The organism is Streptomyces sp. NPDC023573 (assembly GCF_055559735.1).
In genome coordinates, this window is record NZ_JBVHKB010000001.1 from 1,117,631 (window position 1) to 1,134,650 (window position 17,020).

The following is a 17,020-nucleotide window of genomic DNA, read 5'->3' on the forward strand; positions in this document are numbered from 1 at the left end:
GAGCCACCCCATGTCCGATCCCCTGTTCCGAGACCCCGGGGCGCCCGTCGCCGACCGGGTGCGCGATCTGCTGTCGCGGATGACGCTCACCGAGAAGGTGGGCCAGGTCAACCAGCGGATGTACGGCTGGCACGCGTACGAGCGCACCCCGTCCGGCCACCGGCTCACCGACGCGTTCCGCGCGGAGGTGGCGGCCTTCGACGGGATGGGCGCGCTGTACGGACTCCAGCGCGCCGACCCCTGGTCCGGAGTGACGGCGGAGACGGGGATCGGCGCCGCTGACGGGGCCCGGGTCTCGGACGCCGTGCAGCGGCACGTCGTCGAGAACACCAGGCTCGGCATACCGGTACTGCTGGTCGAGGAGATGCCGCACGGCGTCCAGGCGCTGGACGGGACGGTGCTGCCGGTGAACCTGGCGGTCGGCGCCACCTGGAATCCGGAGCTGTACGAGGAGGCGGCGGCCCTCGCCGCCGGGCAGCTCCGGGCCCGTGGCGGCCATGTGGCGCTGGTGTCCGCGCTCGACCTGGTGCGGGATCCGCGCTGGGGCCGCGCCGAGGAGTGCTTCGGGGAGGACCCGTATCTGGCGGCCCGGTTCACCGAGGCGCTGGTGCGCGGGGTGCAGGGGCCGGCCGGGGACCGCATCGGCCGGGACCGGGCGGCCGTCGTGCTCAAGCACTTCGCCGGGCAGGGGGCCACGGTCGGCGGCCGCAACAGCGCGGCCACGGAGCTGGGCGCGCGGGAGCTGCACGAGATCCACCTCGTGGCGGCGCTGGCGGGCGTACGGGCCGGGGCGGCGGGCCTGATGGCCGCGTACAACGAGTTCGACGGCGTCCCGTGCGCGGCGAGCCGTCACCTGCTGACGGGGATCCTCCGGGAGCGGTGGGGCTTCGGCGGCCTGGTGATGGCCGACGGGCTGGCGATCGACCGGCTGGTGCGGATGGCGGGTGATCCGGCGGCGGCGGGGGCTATGGCGCTGCGGGCCGGGACCGACCTGAGCCTGTGGGACGACTGCTACCCGCGGCTGGCGGAGGCGGTCCGGCGCGGGCTGGTCGACGAGGCCACGCTCGACACGGCGGTGGGGCGCGTGCTGACGCTCAAGTTCCGCCTCGGCCTCTTCGAGGATCCGTACACCGGCGCGCGGGTGACGGACCCCTCGCGTGCGGAGGAGCTCAGTGAGCGCGTCGCACGCGAGTCCGTGACCCTCCTCGGACATGACGGGGTGACGCTGCCGCTGGCCGGACGCCGCATCGGGACCGTCGCGGTGTTGGGGCCGAACGCCGATTCCGTGCCGCGGCAGATCGGCGACTACACCGCGCCGCAACGGCCCGGCACGGGCAGCAGCGTGCTCGCCGGCCTCCGGGCCGCGGCGCCCGCCGGCACGGACGTCGCGTACGCCCGGGGCTGCGGACTCGTCGGCGGCGACCGGTCGGAACTGCCGGAGGCGGTGGCGCTGGCCTCCGCCGCCGATGTGGCGGTGCTGGTCCTCGGGGGGTCGAGCGCGCGGGAGTCCAGCACCCGCTTCGATGCCAACGGCGCCGCTGTCGTCACCGGCGGGAATCCGGTGGAGATGACCTGCGGAGAGGGCGTCGACCTGGCCGAACTTGGCCTGCCCGAAGGGCAGTCTGCGCTTCTGGAAGCTGTCGCCGCGACGGGCACCCCGGTGGTCGTGGTGCTGGTCCAGGGCCGGCCGCACGCCCTGCCCGACCTCACCGGCAGGGCGGCCGCGGTGCTGAGCGCCTGGTATCCGGGCCCCTGGGGCGGGAGGGCGGTCGCGGACGTGCTGTTCGGCCGGTCGGAACCCCAGGGGAGGCTGCCGGTCTCGGTGCCCCGCTCGGCGGCCCAACTGCCCGTGTTCTACAACGTGAAGGACCACGGCTACCGGGGTTACGTCGACCAGCCGGCCACCGCTCGTCATGTGTTCGGCCACGGCCTGTCCTACACGACGGTCGAGTACGGCACGCCCCGGCTCTCCGTACCGTCCCTGGCGGCTGACCGGTTCGACGGGCCGGCACGGCCGATCTGCACGGTCCGCGTCGCCAACACGGGCGCACGGGCGGTGCGGGAGACCGTCCAGCTCTACGTACGCCGGGTGCTCGGCGGGTCGTCGTGGCCACGGGTACGCGAACTGCGGGGCTTCGTCCGGGTGGAGCTGGCGCCGGGCGAGAGCGCCGAGGTCGCCTTCCCGGTGGACGCGGCGGCCCTGGCCTCGTTCACGTACGAGGGGGAATGGGCCGTCGAACCCGGTGAGTTCGCGATCGAGACGGGGCCGTCCTCGCAGCACACCCGCTCGGCCCCGCTCACGGTGACGCCTGCTCCCGCCCGGCGCGCAGACCGTCGATGACGATGGCGAGCATGCGTTCGCCGCGCTCCCGCCAGTCGGGCCCGTCCGCCTTCCACAGGAACGCCACGAGCAGCAGGACCTCCTCGGCCTCGGCGTCGGGGCGCACCTCTCCCGTCTCCTTGCAGGCGGACAGCAGCCGGCCCAGTGCCGCGATGACCGGCGCGTAGTACTCGTTGCCCAGGTCGGCCCGGGTGGCGGCCTCGACCGCCAGGGACGCGCCGTGCTTGATCCGGCCGTACGCGGCGAGCCGGTCGAACCAGAGGCGGAGCGCGTCCAGCGGCTCGTGCTCCGCGAGCAGGGCGGGGGCCGCGTCGACGAGGGCCTCGACGTCCTCCCGGTAGACGGCGACGAGCAGAGCCTCGCGGTTGGGGAAGTGCCGGTACATGGTGCCCTGGCCGATACCGACCGCTTTCGCGATCGACTGGAGCGTCGCGTCAGGGGCTTCGGTGAACATGGTGCGCGCCGTCTCGATGATGCGCGCGCGGTTGTCCTGCGCGTCCGACCGCGGGGCGCGGCGTGGCTGCGTCATCCACTCTCTCCGTTCCGGGCCGACGGCACCGACTGTTTATCCGGACACATGTCCGCTACCGTGGAACACGTACAGGACACGTGTCCGCTTAACAGTCTAGAGTGTCTGGAACGGAGATTCGGCATGTCCGGAACCGAAGGCAAGGTCGTAGCGATCACAGGAGCGAGCAGCGGCATCGGCGCCGCCACCGCACGCCTGCTGGCGGAGGGCGGGGCGAAGCTCGTACTCGGCGCCCGCCGGGAGGAACGGCTCGCGGCCCTGGCCGACGAGCTGCGGGACAAGGGGTGCGAGGTGGCGTACACCGCGGTCGACGTCACCCGCCGCGAGGACCCGGCACGCCTGGTGGGGCTGGCCCGTGAACGCTTCGGCCGGCTGGACGTCCTCGTCGGCAACGCGGGGACCGGCCCGATCTCACCGCTCGACGACCTGCGGGTGGACGACTGGGACGCGATGATCGACGTGAACGTCAAGGGCCTGCTGTACGGCATCGCGGCGGCCCTCCCCGTCTTCCGGGGTCAGGGGCGCGGCCAGTTCGTGCACACCGTGTCGACCGCCGCGTACAGAACGGTCCCCGCCATGGCCGTCTACTCGGCGTCCAAGGTGGCGGCGCGCACCCTCACCGAAGGTCTGCGACAGGAGGCGGGCCCGTCGATCCGGGTCTCCATGGTCTCGCCGGGGTTCGTGGCCACCGACTTCATCGACTCCGTGCCGGACGCGGATCTGCGGGCGCGGCTGAACGAGTCGAAGGAGGAGGCCATCCCGCCGGCGGCGGTCGCGCGGGCCATCCGGTTCGCGATCGAGCAGCCCGACGACGTCGACGTCAACGAGATCGTGGTCCGCCCGACCGCCCAGGCCTGAGCCGACCGCTCAGCCCTGCACGGCACCTCACCGCACGTCGCGCAGCCGGAGGAGGTACGTCGCGGTCAGCGCGACGGGACGGTCCTCGTCGTGCGAGAGCGCTACGAGGGCGTCCGACGCCTTCGCCCCGGGGACGGCGGCGAGCGCCTGGGTCAGCCGTCCGCGTCCGGGCGCTTCGGTGGCCTCGTCGGCGAGGCGGTCGACGAGCATGGTCGCGATCCGGTCGACCGTGGCGGTGTCGCCCGCCAGTGCGCTCAGCGCGTCGGCCGCGTCGATGTCGTTCCTCCCCTCCACGATCATGTCGACGAGCGTCGGGACCGCGTCGGTCACTCCCCGCGCCCCGAGCGCCAGTGCCGCGTACCCGCGGACGACGGCGTCAGGGTCGGCGAGGGCCTGGCGCAGCCACTCCGTGGCCTCGGCGCCGGGCATCTCCGCAAGGGACCGGACGGCGCGTTCGCGCACCGCCGCCACCCGTGAGCCGAGGCCCTCCGCCAGCAGCGCCGGGGCACCGTCGCCCGATCGTGCCAGGGCCCACCGGAGGGCTCCCGCGACGTTCGGGTCGGTCTCGCTCAGCGCCGCCTCGGCCAGTGCCTCCACCGGCGCCGGGGCTTCGTCACCCGAGGAGAGGGCCGCGCTCTGGCGCACGCCGGCGCTCTTCGAGCCCAGCGCCTGAAGAAGCGCGATGACCTGGAGGACGTCCTCCCACACCACGGGATCCGCGGCATCGATCCGGCACAGCCGGGTGAGCAGCTCGGTCTCGGCCGCGATGCGTTCGCGTGTCCTGCCGACGAGGTCGTCGACGAGCGCCGCGGGCGTGAAGCCCGGATCGTCGAGCGCGCGCCCGATCTCACGGAGCGAGAGGCCCAGCGACCGCAGGCTCTCGATCTGGAAGATCCGCCGGATGTCCTCCCCCGAGTACTCCCGGTAACCGGAGCCCGTACGGCCGGCGGGCCGGACCAGGCCGAGCGACTCGTAATGCCGGAGCATGCGGGCACTGACCCCGGACCGTCGCGCCACCTCACCGATCAGCACGCCCTATCGTCCCTCCTGGCCGGGCCCGCCGAGGGCCACGACGCGCTTCGCCTCCTCGATCGCAAACTCGAATCCGGCGTCCGGGTCGCTCAGCAGCCGTTCCGTGGCGAGCGCGTGCGCGCGCACACCCGGGTCGGCGGCCGTCCCCGCCGAGAGCACAGCCGGCCGGATCACCTCGCCCAGCGCGACCAGTGCCCGGCTGAGGCTCAGCTGTGTCTCCCGCCCACCGCGCCCGAGCTGCGTGGCCAGCGCCGAGGCCAGGGCAGGCTCCTCACCTTCCGGCACCAGCACGACCGCGGCCCGCCAGGCGCTCCGCGCCACTTCGTCGTCGGGGTCGGACAACAGCGCCCGCGTGATCACCGGCCACGCCTGCCTGTCCCCGATCTTGGACAGCGTGTGCAGGGCCTGGCTCCGCGCCTGCGAGCGCTTCGAGCGGACCTCACGGATCACACAGGGGAGCGTCATGGACACCGGGTGGCGGGTGAGCGCCCAGGTCAGCATGTCGCGGACGAAGAAATCGGGCTCGATCGCGCATCGTTCGACCAGCTTGCCGACGAAGCGCGGGTCAGGAGCCGTGCCGACCGCCAGAGCCGCCCGCAGCCGCACGGACGAACGGCCGTCGTCCAGCCCCTGGAGTGCCCGTTCCACATCCGCGTCCTGTCCTGTGACCGTCATCGCGACCACCTCCTCCGACAGCAGTGAAGCCGTTGTCACCGTGTCAAGGTCAAGCCCTTGGTCGCCGGAGGGATCAGCGGGCAGAATCGCCCGCATGTCCGAGACCTCTGACGGTGCGACAACCGTCTTCCACGACCTGTCCGCCTTCGTCGCTCAGCCCCGTGTCGCCTCACTCGCCCTGTCCGCCGACGGGAGCCGACTGGTCGCCGCCGTGCAGGCGCTGAGCGGGGACGGGTCCCAGTTCGTGTCCGGGCTGTGGGAGCTGGACCCGGCCGGCGAGCGGGAGGCACGACGGCTGACCCGGTCCGAGAAGGGTGAGTCGGCGCCCGCGTTCGGTGCCGACGGGGCGCTGTACTTCCTCTCCGGACGGCCCGGCGCGGATGGCAGGAAGGCTGACGGGGCCGCCCTGTGGGCGCTGCCCGAGCGCGGCGAGGCACTGGTGGTGGCCCGGCACCCCGGCGGCGTCGAGGGCTACGCGCTGGCCCGTGACGCGCCCGGCGTGCTGTCGTGGACGGGCGGGCTGCTGCCCGGCGCCGCGGACGCCGAGACGCACGGCACGCAGCGCAAGGCGCGGGAGGACGCCAAGGTCACGGCCATACTCTATGAGGCAGGACCGACTCGGGCCTGGGACCACGACCTGGGACCGGAGGAACCGCACACCTTCGTGTGTGACGTCGGCGGCGGGACGACGGACGCGGGCGGCCAGGGCATCGGCCAGGAGAACCCGGGCGAGGCCGCTCTCTCGCCGGACGGGACGAAGGTGGCGTACACCCGGTTCACCGCCGGGCGGGTGCCGGACGGGAACCGGACCGTGGTGGTCGTCGCGGACGCGGCCACGGGGGTGGAACGGCTCGTCGTCGGGGGCGGGGAATTCAGCTACGAGGCCCCGGTGTTCACGGCCGACGGCACGGCTGTCGTCTGTCTCCGGCTGCTCGAGGCGTCCTACGAGAAGTCGATGGACGCCACACTCGTCCGCGTCGGTCTCGCCGCCGGCGACGAGACCGACCTGCTGCCCGGCTTCGACGCCTGGCCGGGCGGAGCGACGCTCTCCCCGGCCGGCGACGCGATCTTCTTCACCGCCGACCATCAGGGCCACGCCCCGGTCTTCCGGCGGGACGCGGACGGCACCGTCACCCGGATCACCGCCACCGGCGCCTACGGATCGCTGCAGATCAGCCCGGACGGGCGCACGCTCTACGCCCTGCGCAACGCCGTCGACTCCCCACCACGCCCGGTCCGGCTGGACGCGCTCGCGAGCACGGAGCACGAGCCGGCCGTGCTGCCCGCCCCGGGAGACACCGGCGCACTGCCCGGCACCCTTACCGAGATCGAGGTCGAGGCGGACGACGGGTTCGTGCTGCACGGCCGACTGGTACTGCCCGAGGGGGCCTCGGCGGAGAATCCGGCGCCGCTGCTGGTGTCGGTGCACGGCGGCCCCCAGGGCAGCTGGAACGGGTGGACGTGGCGGTGGAACCCGTGGCCGTTCGCGGCCTGCGGCTACGCCGTCCTGCTGCCGGACCCGGCCCTGTCGACCGGTTACGGCCAGCACAACCACGACCGTGGCTGGGGCCAGTGGGGCGGGCAGCCGCTGCGTGACGTGATGGCGCTGACGGACGCCGTCGAGGCCCGTAGCGACATCGACGAGAGCCGCACCGGCCTCGCGGGCGGCTCCTACGGCGGCTACCTGGCCAACCGGGTCGCCACCCGCACCGACCGCTTCAAGGCGATCGTCTCCCACGCCGGACTGTGGGACCTGCGCGCCTTCCAGGGCGACACCGACTCCCCCTGGTACTTCCAGCGGATCTTCGGCGATCCGCTCACCGCCACCACCCGCTACGACACCGACTCCCCGCACCTGGAGGCCGGCGGGATCAGCACGCCGATGCTGGTCATCCACGGGGCGAAGGACTACCGCGTCCCGGTCGGCCAGGGCGCCGCCCTCTTCCAGGAACTGCAGCGGCACGAAGTCCCGGCGAAGTACCTGTACTTCCCGGACGAGAACCACTGGATCCTCACCCCGAACAACGCCCGCGTCTGGTACGGCACCTTCTTGGCCTTCCTCGACCACCACGTGCTGGGCCAGGAGTGGAAGCGGCCCGAACTGCTCTGAACGGAAGGGCCCTACCGGGTGGCTGACGGCCCTCGCCCGGGCATTCCGTGCCCGGGCGGGAGCGACGCCGGTGCGCAGGCGGTTCCGGGGGCGAGGTCACGGGCGCCCCGGCGGTGTTCCGCAGCCTTCGGCACGCTGAACCCGCACCGGGGGCGGGCCGGGTGCTCACCGCACGCGCGCGGAGGCCGAACGGTCCCCTTCCTCGCCTTCCTCGTCCTCGTCGTCGTCCGGGACGTGGACGTCGAAGACGTGGATGTTGATCTCGACGACCTCCAGACCGGTCATCGACTCCACCGCGTCCGTCACCTGGGCCCTGATCCGGTCGGCCAGCTTGTGGATCGGGACGCCGTACTCCACCTCCACGTCGACGTCGATCGCGGCCTGCTTCTCCCCCACTTCCACCTTGACGGCCCGCCCGGCCCCTGAGGACCCCGACCTCCGCCCGGTGACCGCCCCTATGGCCTTGGAAGCCCCCCGGCCGACCGAATGCACGCCGTCGGTCTCGCGGATGGCGATTCCGGCGATGGTCGCGACGACACCGTCGGCGATGGTCGTCGTGCCGCGCCCGGCCTGCCCCGTGCTCCTGTCCGCGGTTGAACTCACGCCCTGGGTCCCGACATCAGCCATGGCTGCCTCACAGAGAGTTGATGCGACGGGGCTGCTGGCGTCCCCGTCGGCTCCTCATTTCACTGTGCGCCTGCCCGCCGCCGCCCGCCATCGAGACATACGCAGCGCTCCTCACCGCCACTCTCCGCGACCGGACGCCCGGTGGAAACGTGCGTGCGCAGCATCACCCTGGACAGCCGCCGTGACCGCCGGGTAACTTTTGACCAGGACTGAGCAAGCGCTTAGCCACTGCGACCGACGCTGAAGCTGACACCAGGAGGCATCCCGTGCGCCGTACGGTTTACAACGAGGACCACGAGGCGTTCCGGGAGACCATCCGCGCCTTCATCGAGTCCGAGGTCGTCCCCGTCTACGACGAGTGGTTCGCGGCGGGCCAGGCGCCCCGCGACTTCTACTACAAGCTCGCCGAGCTCGGCATCTTCGGCATCGAGGTGCCCGAGGAGTACGGCGGCGCGGGCGTGGATTCCTTCAAGTTCGAGGCGATCCTGTACGAGGAGACCGCCCGCGCGGGCATCTCCTTCGGCGGCTCCGGGGTGCACGTCCTGCTCTGTCTGCCGTACCTCAAGGCGTACGCCACCGAGGAGCAGAAGAAGCGCTGGCTGCCGGACTTCGTCTCCGGCAAGTCGATGTACGCGATAGCCATGACCGAGCCGGGCACCGGTTCGGACCTGGCCGGCATGAAGACGACCGCCAAGCTCTCCGAGGACGGCACGCACTACGTCCTCAACGGCGCCAAGACCTTCATCACCGGTGGTGTGCACGCCGACAAGGTCATCGTCTGCGCCCGCACGGACGCCCCCAAGGCCGACGACCGCCGCCACGGCATCTCGCTCCTGGTGGTCGACACCAAGTCCGAGGGCTACTCGGTCGGCCGCAAGCTCGACAAGCTGGGCCTGAAGGTCTCCGACACCGCCGAACTGGCCTTCGTGGACGTCAAGGTGCCCGTCGAGGACCTGCTGGGCGAGGAGAACAAGGGCTTCTCCTACCTCGGCCAGAACCTTCCCCAGGAGCGCCTGGGCATCGCCGTCGGCGCGTACGCGCAGGCCGCCGCCGCCGTGCGGTTCGCCCAGCAGTACACGCAGGACCGCACCGTCTTCGGCAAGACCGTCGCGTCCTTCCAGAACACGAAGTTCGAGCTGGCCGCCTGCAAGGCCGAGGTCGACGCGGCCGAGGCCGTCTGCGACCGGGCGATCGAGGCCCTGGACGCCGGTGAGCTGACCCCCGCCGAGGCCGCCTCGGCGAAGCTGTTCTGCACCGAGGTCGCACACCGCGTGATCGACCGCTGCCTCCAGCTGCACGGCGGCTACGGCTTCATGAACGAATACCCGATCGCCCGCCTCTACACGGACAACCGGGTCAACCGCATCTACGGCGGCACCAGCGAGGTCATGAAGTCGATCATCGCCAAGTCCATGGGTCTCTGAGAACGGCTACGTTTCTCCTTCATGAGCGCAGCACTTGAATCCCTGCTCGATCTGCTCGACCTGGAGCAGATCGAGCAGGACATCTTCCGGGGCATGAGCCGTTCCGCGGTCGTGCCCCGTGTCTTCGGCGGCCAGGTCGCGGCCCAGGCCCTGGTCGCCGCCGGGCGTACGGTCCCCGAGGACCGTGGAGCCCACTCCCTCCACGCGTATTTCCTGCGCCCCGGGGACCCCGGGGCGCCGATCGTCTACAGCGTGGACCGGATCCGGGACGGGCGGTCCTTCACCACCCGCCGGGTCGTCGCCGTCCAGCACGGCAAGCCGATCTTCCACCTCTCGGCGTCGTTCCAGGTGCACGAGGAGGGCATGGACCACCAGGCGGTCATGCCCCCGGCCCCGGACCCCGAGACCCTGCCGACGGCGGCACAGATGCTGCCCCGTCACGCGCACCGCTTCACCGACCCGCGCATGGTGGACCGCCTGCTGGAGGCCAGGGCCGCGGTCGACCTGCGGTATGTGGACGCGCCGCCGTTCGCCACCGCCGGTGAGCCGCGTGAGCCGCGCTCCCAGGTCTGGTTCCGGACACACGGCAAGCTGGCGGACGATCCGCTGCTGCACGTCTGCATGGCGACGTACGTCTCCGACATGACGCTGCTCGACTCGGTGCTGCTCGCCCACGGACGCGGCGGCTGGTCGGTGGGTGACGTGGTGGGCGCCAGCCTGGACCACGCGATGTGGTTCCACCGCCCCTTCCGGGCGGACGAGTGGCTGCTGTACGACCAGGAGTCGCCCTCCGCGTCCGGTGGGCGCGGTCTCGGCCAGGCCAGGATCTGGACGGCGGACGGGAAGCTGGCCATCACGGTCATCCAGGAGGGCCTGGTCCGCGTCCCGAGGGACTGATACCGCGCCATTCGGACATACTGCCGTTCATGAGTGACGAGCAGACCGGCGCCGGCGAGTCCACCTTCACCGTGGTCGTCGCGGCGGCCGCCAACCTCGGCATCGCGGTGGCGAAGCTGGTGGCGGGGCTGATCAGCGGTTCGAGCGCGATGCTGTCGGAGGCCGCGCACTCGGTCGCCGACACCGTCACCGAGGTCATGCTCCTGACCGCGCTGAAGCGCAGCGAGAAGCCCGCCGACGAGGACCATCCGCTGGGCTACGGCCCCGAGCGGTACATCTGGGCGATGCTCGCGGCCGTCGCGACGTTCGTGGGCGGCGCCGTGTTCTCCCTCTACGACGGGATCCACACCCTGCTGCGGGGCGAGGAACTCGGCGATCCGCTCGTGTCGTACGTCGTGCTCGCGGTCGCCTTCCTGCTGGAGGGCTTCTCGCTGCGTACGGGCGTCCGGCAGGTGCGCGGCGAGGCCGCGCGGCTGCGGATGCCCGCGCCGCACTATCTGCGCCGCACCCCGGACACGGCGGTCAAGGCCGTGGTGATGGAGGACTCGGCGGCGCTGGCCGGGCTGCTGCTGGCAGCGGGCGGTCTGCTCGGCGGGCAGCTCTCGGGCTCCGGGGTGTGGGACGGCATCGCCTCCGTCCTCATCGGCGTACTGCTGGTGTACGTGGCATGGGTGCTCTGCCGGTCCAACGCCCAGCTGCTGATCGGCCGGCCGCTGCCGGCCGGGATGCGGGACGGGGTGCGCGAGGAACTGCTCTCCGTGCCGCACATCGTCGAGGTGGTGGAGCTGACCACGCTGATCCAGGGGCCGTCGGAGATGCTGGTCGCGGCGAAGATCGACTTCCGGGACGCGTCGACCGCCGCGCAGATCGAGTGGGCGTGCGAGGAGGCGGAGCAGCAGCTGCGGGAACGCTACCCGTCGATCCAGCGGGTGTACCTGGATCCGACACCGGGGCGCGCGCAGCGCCTGGCGGCAGGCGCCGACGGCTGAGCGGGCCACCCCCGCACCAGCGCGATCAGCCTCGCCCACCGTCCCGCCGGAGACATTGCACCTATGTACCTTTTTACCTTTCATATCAATTTTTGAAATACCTCTGTGGTGCCTGAAATTACCCGAGGGCTCGAATTCCAGCCATGATCAGCGAATTCATTGCATCTGCGGCCAGGAACCGGTGTCCTTCTCAGGGTTGCCTCAACTAGCCCTGGCCGTAAGCGGGCAGGGCATCCCCCATCCACCGAGGACCTTTGTGATGACGCACATATCGGAGGCCGGTCCCTGGGTACTGGCGCTGGCCATGACGGCCGTCGCCCTCGCCCTGGCGCTCCTCCACCTCCGCACGCGCCGGTCGAACGCGGCACTGCGTGCTGAGGCTCTCACCGAAGCGCGGGCCGCGGCCGGCAGATACCAGGCACTGGAGGCCAACGCGCGGTCCGGCGCACAGGCGGCGGAACAGGCTTCGGACGCCCGCTACCGGTCGATGGAAGCCGCCCTCCTCACCGAGGCGCAGGACGCCGAGCGCGCCAGACTCGCCGCCGAGCAGCAGACCGGCCGGATGGGCGGGGAGCTGGCACACTTCGTCGACACCCGGCTGCCGGCCCTCGTCACGCACCTGAGACACCGTCATGTGCCGGTCCCCGGGACGCAGGACCCGGAGCTCGCTCACTCCGACATCGGGGCGCTCCTGGAACGGGCCCTGAACCAGGTCGCCCAGGCCGTCGTCGACACCGAGGAGCGGGTCGACGCCGGCGCACAGGCCGTGCTGAGGGCCACCACCGCCGAGATCCAGGCCAAGTCCTACCGCCTCCAGGAGATGATCGAGGAGGCCCAGTTCACCTTCGACGATCCGGAGATCGCGAAACGGCTCGTGTCGATGGACCGCACGAACGAGGAGAACCTCCGGCAGATCCAGGCGACCGGAGTGCTCTGCGGGGCGTGGCCGGGGCTGACACGGGAGGACTCCCACCTGGGTGACATCGTTGCCGGAGCCCAGTCCCGCATCGCGGGCTACCAGCGGGTCCAGATAACCAGCCAGCTCTCCGACCCGGTCGGGGTGGTGGCCCGGGCGGTGGAGCCGCTCGCCGTGATCGTCGCCGAGCTGCTCTCCAACGCGGTGCACCACACTCCTCAGGGCACGCGGCCCGTGGACGTCAGCCTGCACCAGGTGCAGGCAGGGGCGTGCGTCGTGATCGACGACCCGGGCGTGGGCATGACCGACGAGGAGCGGGAGTTCGCCGCGCGCATGCTCTCCGGTCAGCAGGGCGTCCTGCTGACCCATCTGGGAGACCCGCCGCGCGCGGGGTTCGCCACGATCGGCCGCCTTGTGCAGCAGTTCGGTTTCACCGTCACGGTCGACAAGCCCTCGTCGTACGGCGGCGTGCGAGCCGTGGCGTTCGTTCCCGATCACCTGCTGATGCTGATGGATGAGGTGGCCCAGCCCATGTCGGCCATGTCCCCCGCCCTGCGCAAGCCGGAGCCGCCCAGGCAGGAGAGCCCCGCGCCGTCCCCGGCCGGCGGGACCACCGGCGCGGTCGAACTGCCGCGGCGGCGACGCCGGCGGGCCGCTCAGGACACGGACCGGCCCGATCAGCGGGCCCAGGACCCGACTCCTGTGATCAGCCCGGACGAAGCGGCCCGGACGTGGGGCGCCTGGCAGACCGGCACCCTGCGCGGATTCGAGGACGCGCACACCGACCAGGAAGAAGGCACGCAGCCATGACCGTCGTTCCCAAGCGCCCCCTTCTCAGGGACATGTCCTGGGTGCTCACCCCGCTTCTGGAGGTGCCGGGGGTCGTGCACGCCCTGGTCCTCTCCGGAGACGGGATGATCCAGGGCGCGACCCAAGCCCTCACCCGGGAGGCCGGGGAGGGCGCCTCCGCCATGGCGTCGGCTGTCCAGGGCGCCTGCAAGGAGCTGGTCAGGAAGCTGGCGGGGCAGGAGGAGAGCCCCGTACTGCACCAGGTGGTGGTCAGCACGAACTACGGGTTCGCCTTCCTGATCCCCGCGGGCGACAACACGGTCATGGCGGTCTTCGCGCAGCCGGCCGTGGACATGGGCGTCATCGCCCACGCCATGCAGGTGCAGGTCTCGAAGCTCGGCGACAAGGTGATGAACTCGCCTGCTCGGGCCCGGGGATGACGCCGGCTCCCCGCCGGCGGCTGGTGCCGTCGTTCCTGGCCACCGACAGCGTCCAGCCGACGCGCAACACGCTGGACCGGCTGACCCTGCTGTCGTCCACCGGCGTCACCGCCGTGGACGACCTGACGCACGCGCAGCGCCGGCTGGTCGAACTCCTCCAGGGCGGCCCGCTGGCGCTGGTCGAGGTCGCCGCGCGCCTCGTGCTGCCGGTGAGCCTGGTCCGCGTCCTCGTCGCGGACCTCGTCGACAGTTCGCACCTGCACGCCCGCGCCCCCATCCCCGAAGCGAAGGCACACGATCCCCAGCTGCTAGAGAAGGTGCTCGATGGACTCCGCAGTATCCGATAACACCTTCCTCGACAGCGACGAGCAGACGCTGGTGAAGATCGTGGTGACCGGGCCTTTCGGCGTCGGGAAGACGACGCTGATCAACACGCTCTCCGAGACCGCGCCGCTGCACACCGAGGAGGTCATGACGCAGGCCGGTGCCGCGGCCGACGATCTCGCCGGCGTGCGGGACAAGGCCACCACCACGGTCGCCATCGACTTCGGCCGCAGGACGCTCCCCGGTGACCTGGTCCTCTACCTGTTCGGCACACCGGGCCAGAAGAGGTTCAAGCCGCTCTGGGAGGACATCGCGCGCGGCGCCCTGGGCGCGGTGGTCCTGGTCGACACCCGCCGTCTCGACGACTCGTTCGACGTCATCGACATGATCGAGCAGCAGGGACTGTCCTACGCCGTGGCCGTCAACAGCTTCCCCGACTCGCCCGACTACCCGCCCGAGGTGCTCCGCGACCACCTGGACCTGGAGCCGCACACCCCTCTGGTGGTCTGCGACGCCCGCGAGACGACGTCGGCCGTGGACGTACTGATCGCGCTGGTGACCCACCTGCTCGCCGCCCACCCCGTCCTGGAAGCCTCATGAGCACCTACCTGCCCCTGGCCGTCCCCCTGTACGGCCCGGACTTCGCCGCGGATCCCGGGCGCGTCTACGCACGCCTGCGGGCGTTCGGGCCGGTCGCCCCCGTCGAGGTGTCCCCCGGCGTCAGCGGCTATCTCGTCACCGACCGCGACGCCGCTCTCGCCGTACTCAACGACCCCGGCGTCTGGTCGAAGGACCCGCGGGTCTGGGAGAGCGGCCTCCCGGCCGACTCGCCGGTGAAGCCGATGATGGGGTGGCGGCCCAACGCCCTGTTCAACGACGGCGCCGAGCACCGCCGTTACCGGTCGGTCATCACCGACAGTTTCAGCCGGATCGAGCCGCACGACCTCCGGCGGCAGGTCGCGGAGATCGCGGACGGTCTGATCCAGGACTTCGCAGGCACGGGTGAGGTCGACCTGGTCGGTCAGTACGCCCGTCCGCTGCCGCTGGTGCTGTTCAACGCGATGTTCGGCATGCCGCCCGAGGACGGGCCCCGCCTGGTGGCCGCCATGGGTGGCCTGTTCGAGTCCGAACCCGAGCACGCGATCAAGGCGAACGAGGACTTCGGCCGGTACATGGACGAACTCATCTCGCTCAAGGTGCGGCAGCGCGGCGAGGACCTGACGAGCTGGTTCATGGACCACCCCGCCGGTCTGGCGCCGGAGGAACTCGCCCACCAGGTGATCCTCACGATGGCCGCGGGACAGGAGCCGACCACGAACCTGATCTCGAACGCGCTGTCGCGCATGCTCTCCAACCCGGACTACTACAGCAGCCTCTCCAACGGTGCCCGCACCGCCCGCGACGCCATCGACGACGTGCTGCGCCACGAGCCGCCGATGGCGAACTACAGCGCGCACTACCCGCGGCGCAACGTGCAGATCGGCAGCACCTGGATCGCCGCCGACAGCCTGGTGCTCATCTCGTACCACGCGGCGAACACCACCCCGGACGGTTACGACGGCGGCGAGCGCACCGACGGCGGCGCGCACCTCGCCTGGTCCTCCGGTCCGCACGCCTGCCCCGTCAAGCAGCCCGCGCTGCTCATCGCGATCACCGCGATCGAAAGGCTCACCAGCCATCTCGGGGACCTCGAACTCGCCGTGCCCCGCGAGAGCCTGCAATGGCGCCCCGGCCCCTTCCACCGCGCACTGGCACACCTCCCGGCCCGCTTCGGTCCCATCACGCCGCAGAAAACTGGAGTCACCCCATGGAGCAGCAGCCCCTCGTCCTCGACCCCGCCGGCCGCGACATCCACGGAGAGTCCGGTCTCCTCCGCGAGCGCGGGCCGGCGACCCGGGTCGTACTCCCCGGCGCCATAGACGCCTGGGCCGTCACCAGCCACTCGCTCCTCAAGGAACTCCTGACCGACGACCGCGTGACCAAGGACCCACGCGCCTGGGCCGCCTGGCAGCGCGGCGAGATCACGCCGGACATGTGGGTCTACACCTGGGTGGCGGTCTCGAACATGTTCACCGCCGCGGGGCAGGACCACCGCCGCCTGCGCAAACTCATCGCCCCGGCGTTCACCGCACGCCGCATCGAGGCGCTGAGGCCCGTCATCCAGGAGATCGCCGACCAGCTGCTGGACGACGTGGCGGTCGGCTCCGACGGCACGGTGGACCTGCGCAGCTCCTACGCCCATCCGTTGCCCATGCGGGTCATCTGCCATCTGTTCGGCCTGCCGGAGGAACTGCGGCCGCGCATGGCCCAGTTGGTGGAGAAGGTCTTCGACACGACCATCGAGGACGCCGCGTCCAACTTCGCGGAGCTCCAGCAGATGCTGACCGGCCTCATCGCGAGCAAGCGGGAGAATCCCGGCGACGACATGACCAGCGTCCTGATCACCACCCGGGACGAGGACGGCGCCCGCCTGAGCGAGGCCGAGCTGACCGACACACTGCTGCTCATCATCAGCGCCGGCTTCGAGACCACCGTCAACCTCATCGGCAACGCCGTCCGCGCCCTGCTGGACCACCCCGAGCAGCGCCGGCAGGTCACCGAGAACGGTGCGAAGCGCTGGAACGACGTCGTCGAGGAGACCCTGCGCTGGGAACCGAGCGTGGCCCATCTGCCGCTGCGCTACGCCGTCGAGGACATCGACCTGCCGGACGGCCGGCGCATCGCCCGGGGCGAGGCGATCCTGGCGTCCTACGCCGCGGCGGGCCGGGAGCCGGCCCAGCACGGCCCGGACGCCGACCGGTTCGACATCGACCGGTTCGGCCGGGAGCACCTGGCGTTCGGCTACGGCGTCCACTTCTGCCTCGGGGCCCCGCTCGCGCGGCTGGAGGCCGATGTGGCCCTGACCACCCTGTTCGCCCGGTACCCGGACCTCTCCCCGGCGTCCCCCGCCGCGGACGTGCTCCCCGTGGAGTCGTTCATCGTCAACGGCGCCCAGCGCATCGACGTCGCGCTGAACGGCCGGACCACGGTCTGAGCACCGGGGCCGAGGAGTCGAGCCCGGTCGGCCGG

The 17,020-nt window shown here is 71.6% G+C and carries 16 protein-coding genes; 12 read left to right on the top strand and 4 right to left on the bottom strand.

Annotated features, from left to right (window positions below):
• Positions 1-10 precede the first annotated feature (10 nt).
• A complete protein-coding gene (locus tag ACZ32T_RS04990) occupies positions 11-2,341 on the top strand; it encodes a glycoside hydrolase family 3 N-terminal domain-containing protein (RefSeq protein ID WP_467262870.1) in 2,331 nt (776 codons plus the stop codon).
• Here ACZ32T_RS04990 and ACZ32T_RS04995 read toward each other — a convergent pair.
• Entirely contained in the window at positions 2,298-2,870 is a 573-nt protein-coding gene (locus tag ACZ32T_RS04995) for a TetR/AcrR family transcriptional regulator (RefSeq protein ID WP_467262871.1), read from the bottom strand. The genes ACZ32T_RS04990 and ACZ32T_RS04995 overlap by 44 nt on opposite strands.
• Positions 2,871-2,993: 123 nt before the next feature.
• Between ACZ32T_RS04995 and ACZ32T_RS05000 the strand changes: the two genes are divergently transcribed.
• On the top strand, positions 2,994-3,728 hold the full coding sequence (locus ACZ32T_RS05000) for an SDR family oxidoreductase (protein ID WP_467365394.1): 735 nt from the start codon (positions 2,994-2,996) through the stop codon (positions 3,726-3,728).
• Between the two features lie 27 nt (positions 3,729-3,755).
• Here the strand turns inward: ACZ32T_RS05000 and ACZ32T_RS05005 are convergent, their stop codons facing one another.
• Both ACZ32T_RS05005 and ACZ32T_RS05010 read right to left on the bottom strand, forming a co-directional pair.
• The gene (locus ACZ32T_RS05005) at positions 3,756-4,760 is read right to left on the bottom strand and encodes a MerR family transcriptional regulator (RefSeq protein WP_467365396.1); all 1,005 of its coding nucleotides are present in this window, start codon (positions 4,758-4,760) and stop codon (positions 3,756-3,758) included.
• 3 nt (positions 4,761-4,763) lie between these two features.
• Positions 4,764-5,435, bottom strand: a complete 672-nt coding sequence (locus tag ACZ32T_RS05010) for a HEAT repeat domain-containing protein (protein WP_467263398.1) — start codon at positions 5,433-5,435, stop codon at positions 4,764-4,766.
• 94 nt (positions 5,436-5,529) lie between these two features.
• Here ACZ32T_RS05010 and ACZ32T_RS05015 point away from each other — a divergent pair, with 94 nt between their 5' ends.
• Positions 5,530-7,545 carry a prolyl oligopeptidase family serine peptidase gene (locus ACZ32T_RS05015; RefSeq protein WP_467365398.1) on the top strand — a complete coding sequence of 672 codons (2,016 nt, stop codon included), beginning with the start codon at positions 5,530-5,532 and terminating at the stop codon, positions 7,543-7,545.
• Between the two features lie 165 nt (positions 7,546-7,710).
• Here the strand turns inward: ACZ32T_RS05015 and ACZ32T_RS05020 are convergent, their stop codons facing one another.
• A complete protein-coding gene (locus ACZ32T_RS05020; protein WP_467365400.1) occupies positions 7,711-8,172 on the bottom strand; it encodes an Asp23/Gls24 family envelope stress response protein in 462 nt (153 codons plus the stop codon).
• A 266-nt stretch (positions 8,173-8,438) separates the two neighbouring features.
• On the opposite strand from ACZ32T_RS05020, the gene ACZ32T_RS05025 reads away from it, so the two are divergent.
• From ACZ32T_RS05025 to ACZ32T_RS05065, 9 genes are all read left to right on the top strand, one after another.
• Positions 8,439-9,596 (top strand): acyl-CoA dehydrogenase family protein, encoded by a 1,158-nt coding sequence (locus tag ACZ32T_RS05025; protein WP_467262883.1) that lies wholly within the window; start codon positions 8,439-8,441, stop codon positions 9,594-9,596.
• A gap of 21 nt (positions 9,597-9,617) precedes the next feature.
• Positions 9,618-10,493, top strand: a complete 876-nt coding sequence (tesB, locus tag ACZ32T_RS05030; protein ID WP_467262886.1) for an acyl-CoA thioesterase II — start codon at positions 9,618-9,620, stop codon at positions 10,491-10,493.
• 29 nt (positions 10,494-10,522) lie between these two features.
• On the top strand, positions 10,523-11,482 hold the full coding sequence (locus ACZ32T_RS05035) for a cation diffusion facilitator family transporter (protein ID WP_467262888.1): 960 nt from the start codon (positions 10,523-10,525) through the stop codon (positions 11,480-11,482).
• A gap of 259 nt (positions 11,483-11,741) precedes the next feature.
• A complete protein-coding gene (locus ACZ32T_RS05040; protein WP_467365402.1) occupies positions 11,742-13,208 on the top strand; it encodes an ATP-binding protein in 1,467 nt (488 codons plus the stop codon).
• On the top strand, positions 13,205-13,627 hold the full coding sequence (locus tag ACZ32T_RS05045; RefSeq protein ID WP_356708302.1) for a roadblock/LC7 domain-containing protein: 423 nt from the start codon (positions 13,205-13,207) through the stop codon (positions 13,625-13,627). The genes ACZ32T_RS05040 and ACZ32T_RS05045 overlap by 4 nt, the downstream gene beginning before the upstream one ends.
• Positions 13,624-13,974 (top strand): DUF742 domain-containing protein, encoded by a 351-nt coding sequence (locus ACZ32T_RS05050; RefSeq protein ID WP_203186385.1) that lies wholly within the window; start codon positions 13,624-13,626, stop codon positions 13,972-13,974. Before ACZ32T_RS05045 ends, ACZ32T_RS05050 begins: the two co-directional genes overlap by 4 nt.
• On the top strand, positions 13,952-14,551 hold the full coding sequence (locus ACZ32T_RS05055; RefSeq protein WP_467262895.1) for a GTP-binding protein: 600 nt from the start codon (positions 13,952-13,954) through the stop codon (positions 14,549-14,551). The genes ACZ32T_RS05050 and ACZ32T_RS05055 overlap by 23 nt, the downstream gene beginning before the upstream one ends.
• Positions 14,548-15,870, top strand: a complete 1,323-nt coding sequence (locus ACZ32T_RS05060) for a cytochrome P450 (RefSeq protein ID WP_467365404.1) — start codon at positions 14,548-14,550, stop codon at positions 15,868-15,870. The genes ACZ32T_RS05055 and ACZ32T_RS05060 overlap by 4 nt, the downstream gene beginning before the upstream one ends.
• The gene (locus ACZ32T_RS05065) at positions 15,759-16,985 is read left to right on the top strand and encodes a cytochrome P450 family protein (protein ID WP_467262899.1); all 1,227 of its coding nucleotides are present in this window, start codon (positions 15,759-15,761) and stop codon (positions 16,983-16,985) included. Before ACZ32T_RS05060 ends, ACZ32T_RS05065 begins: the two co-directional genes overlap by 112 nt.
• Positions 16,986-17,020: the final 35 nt, after the last annotated feature.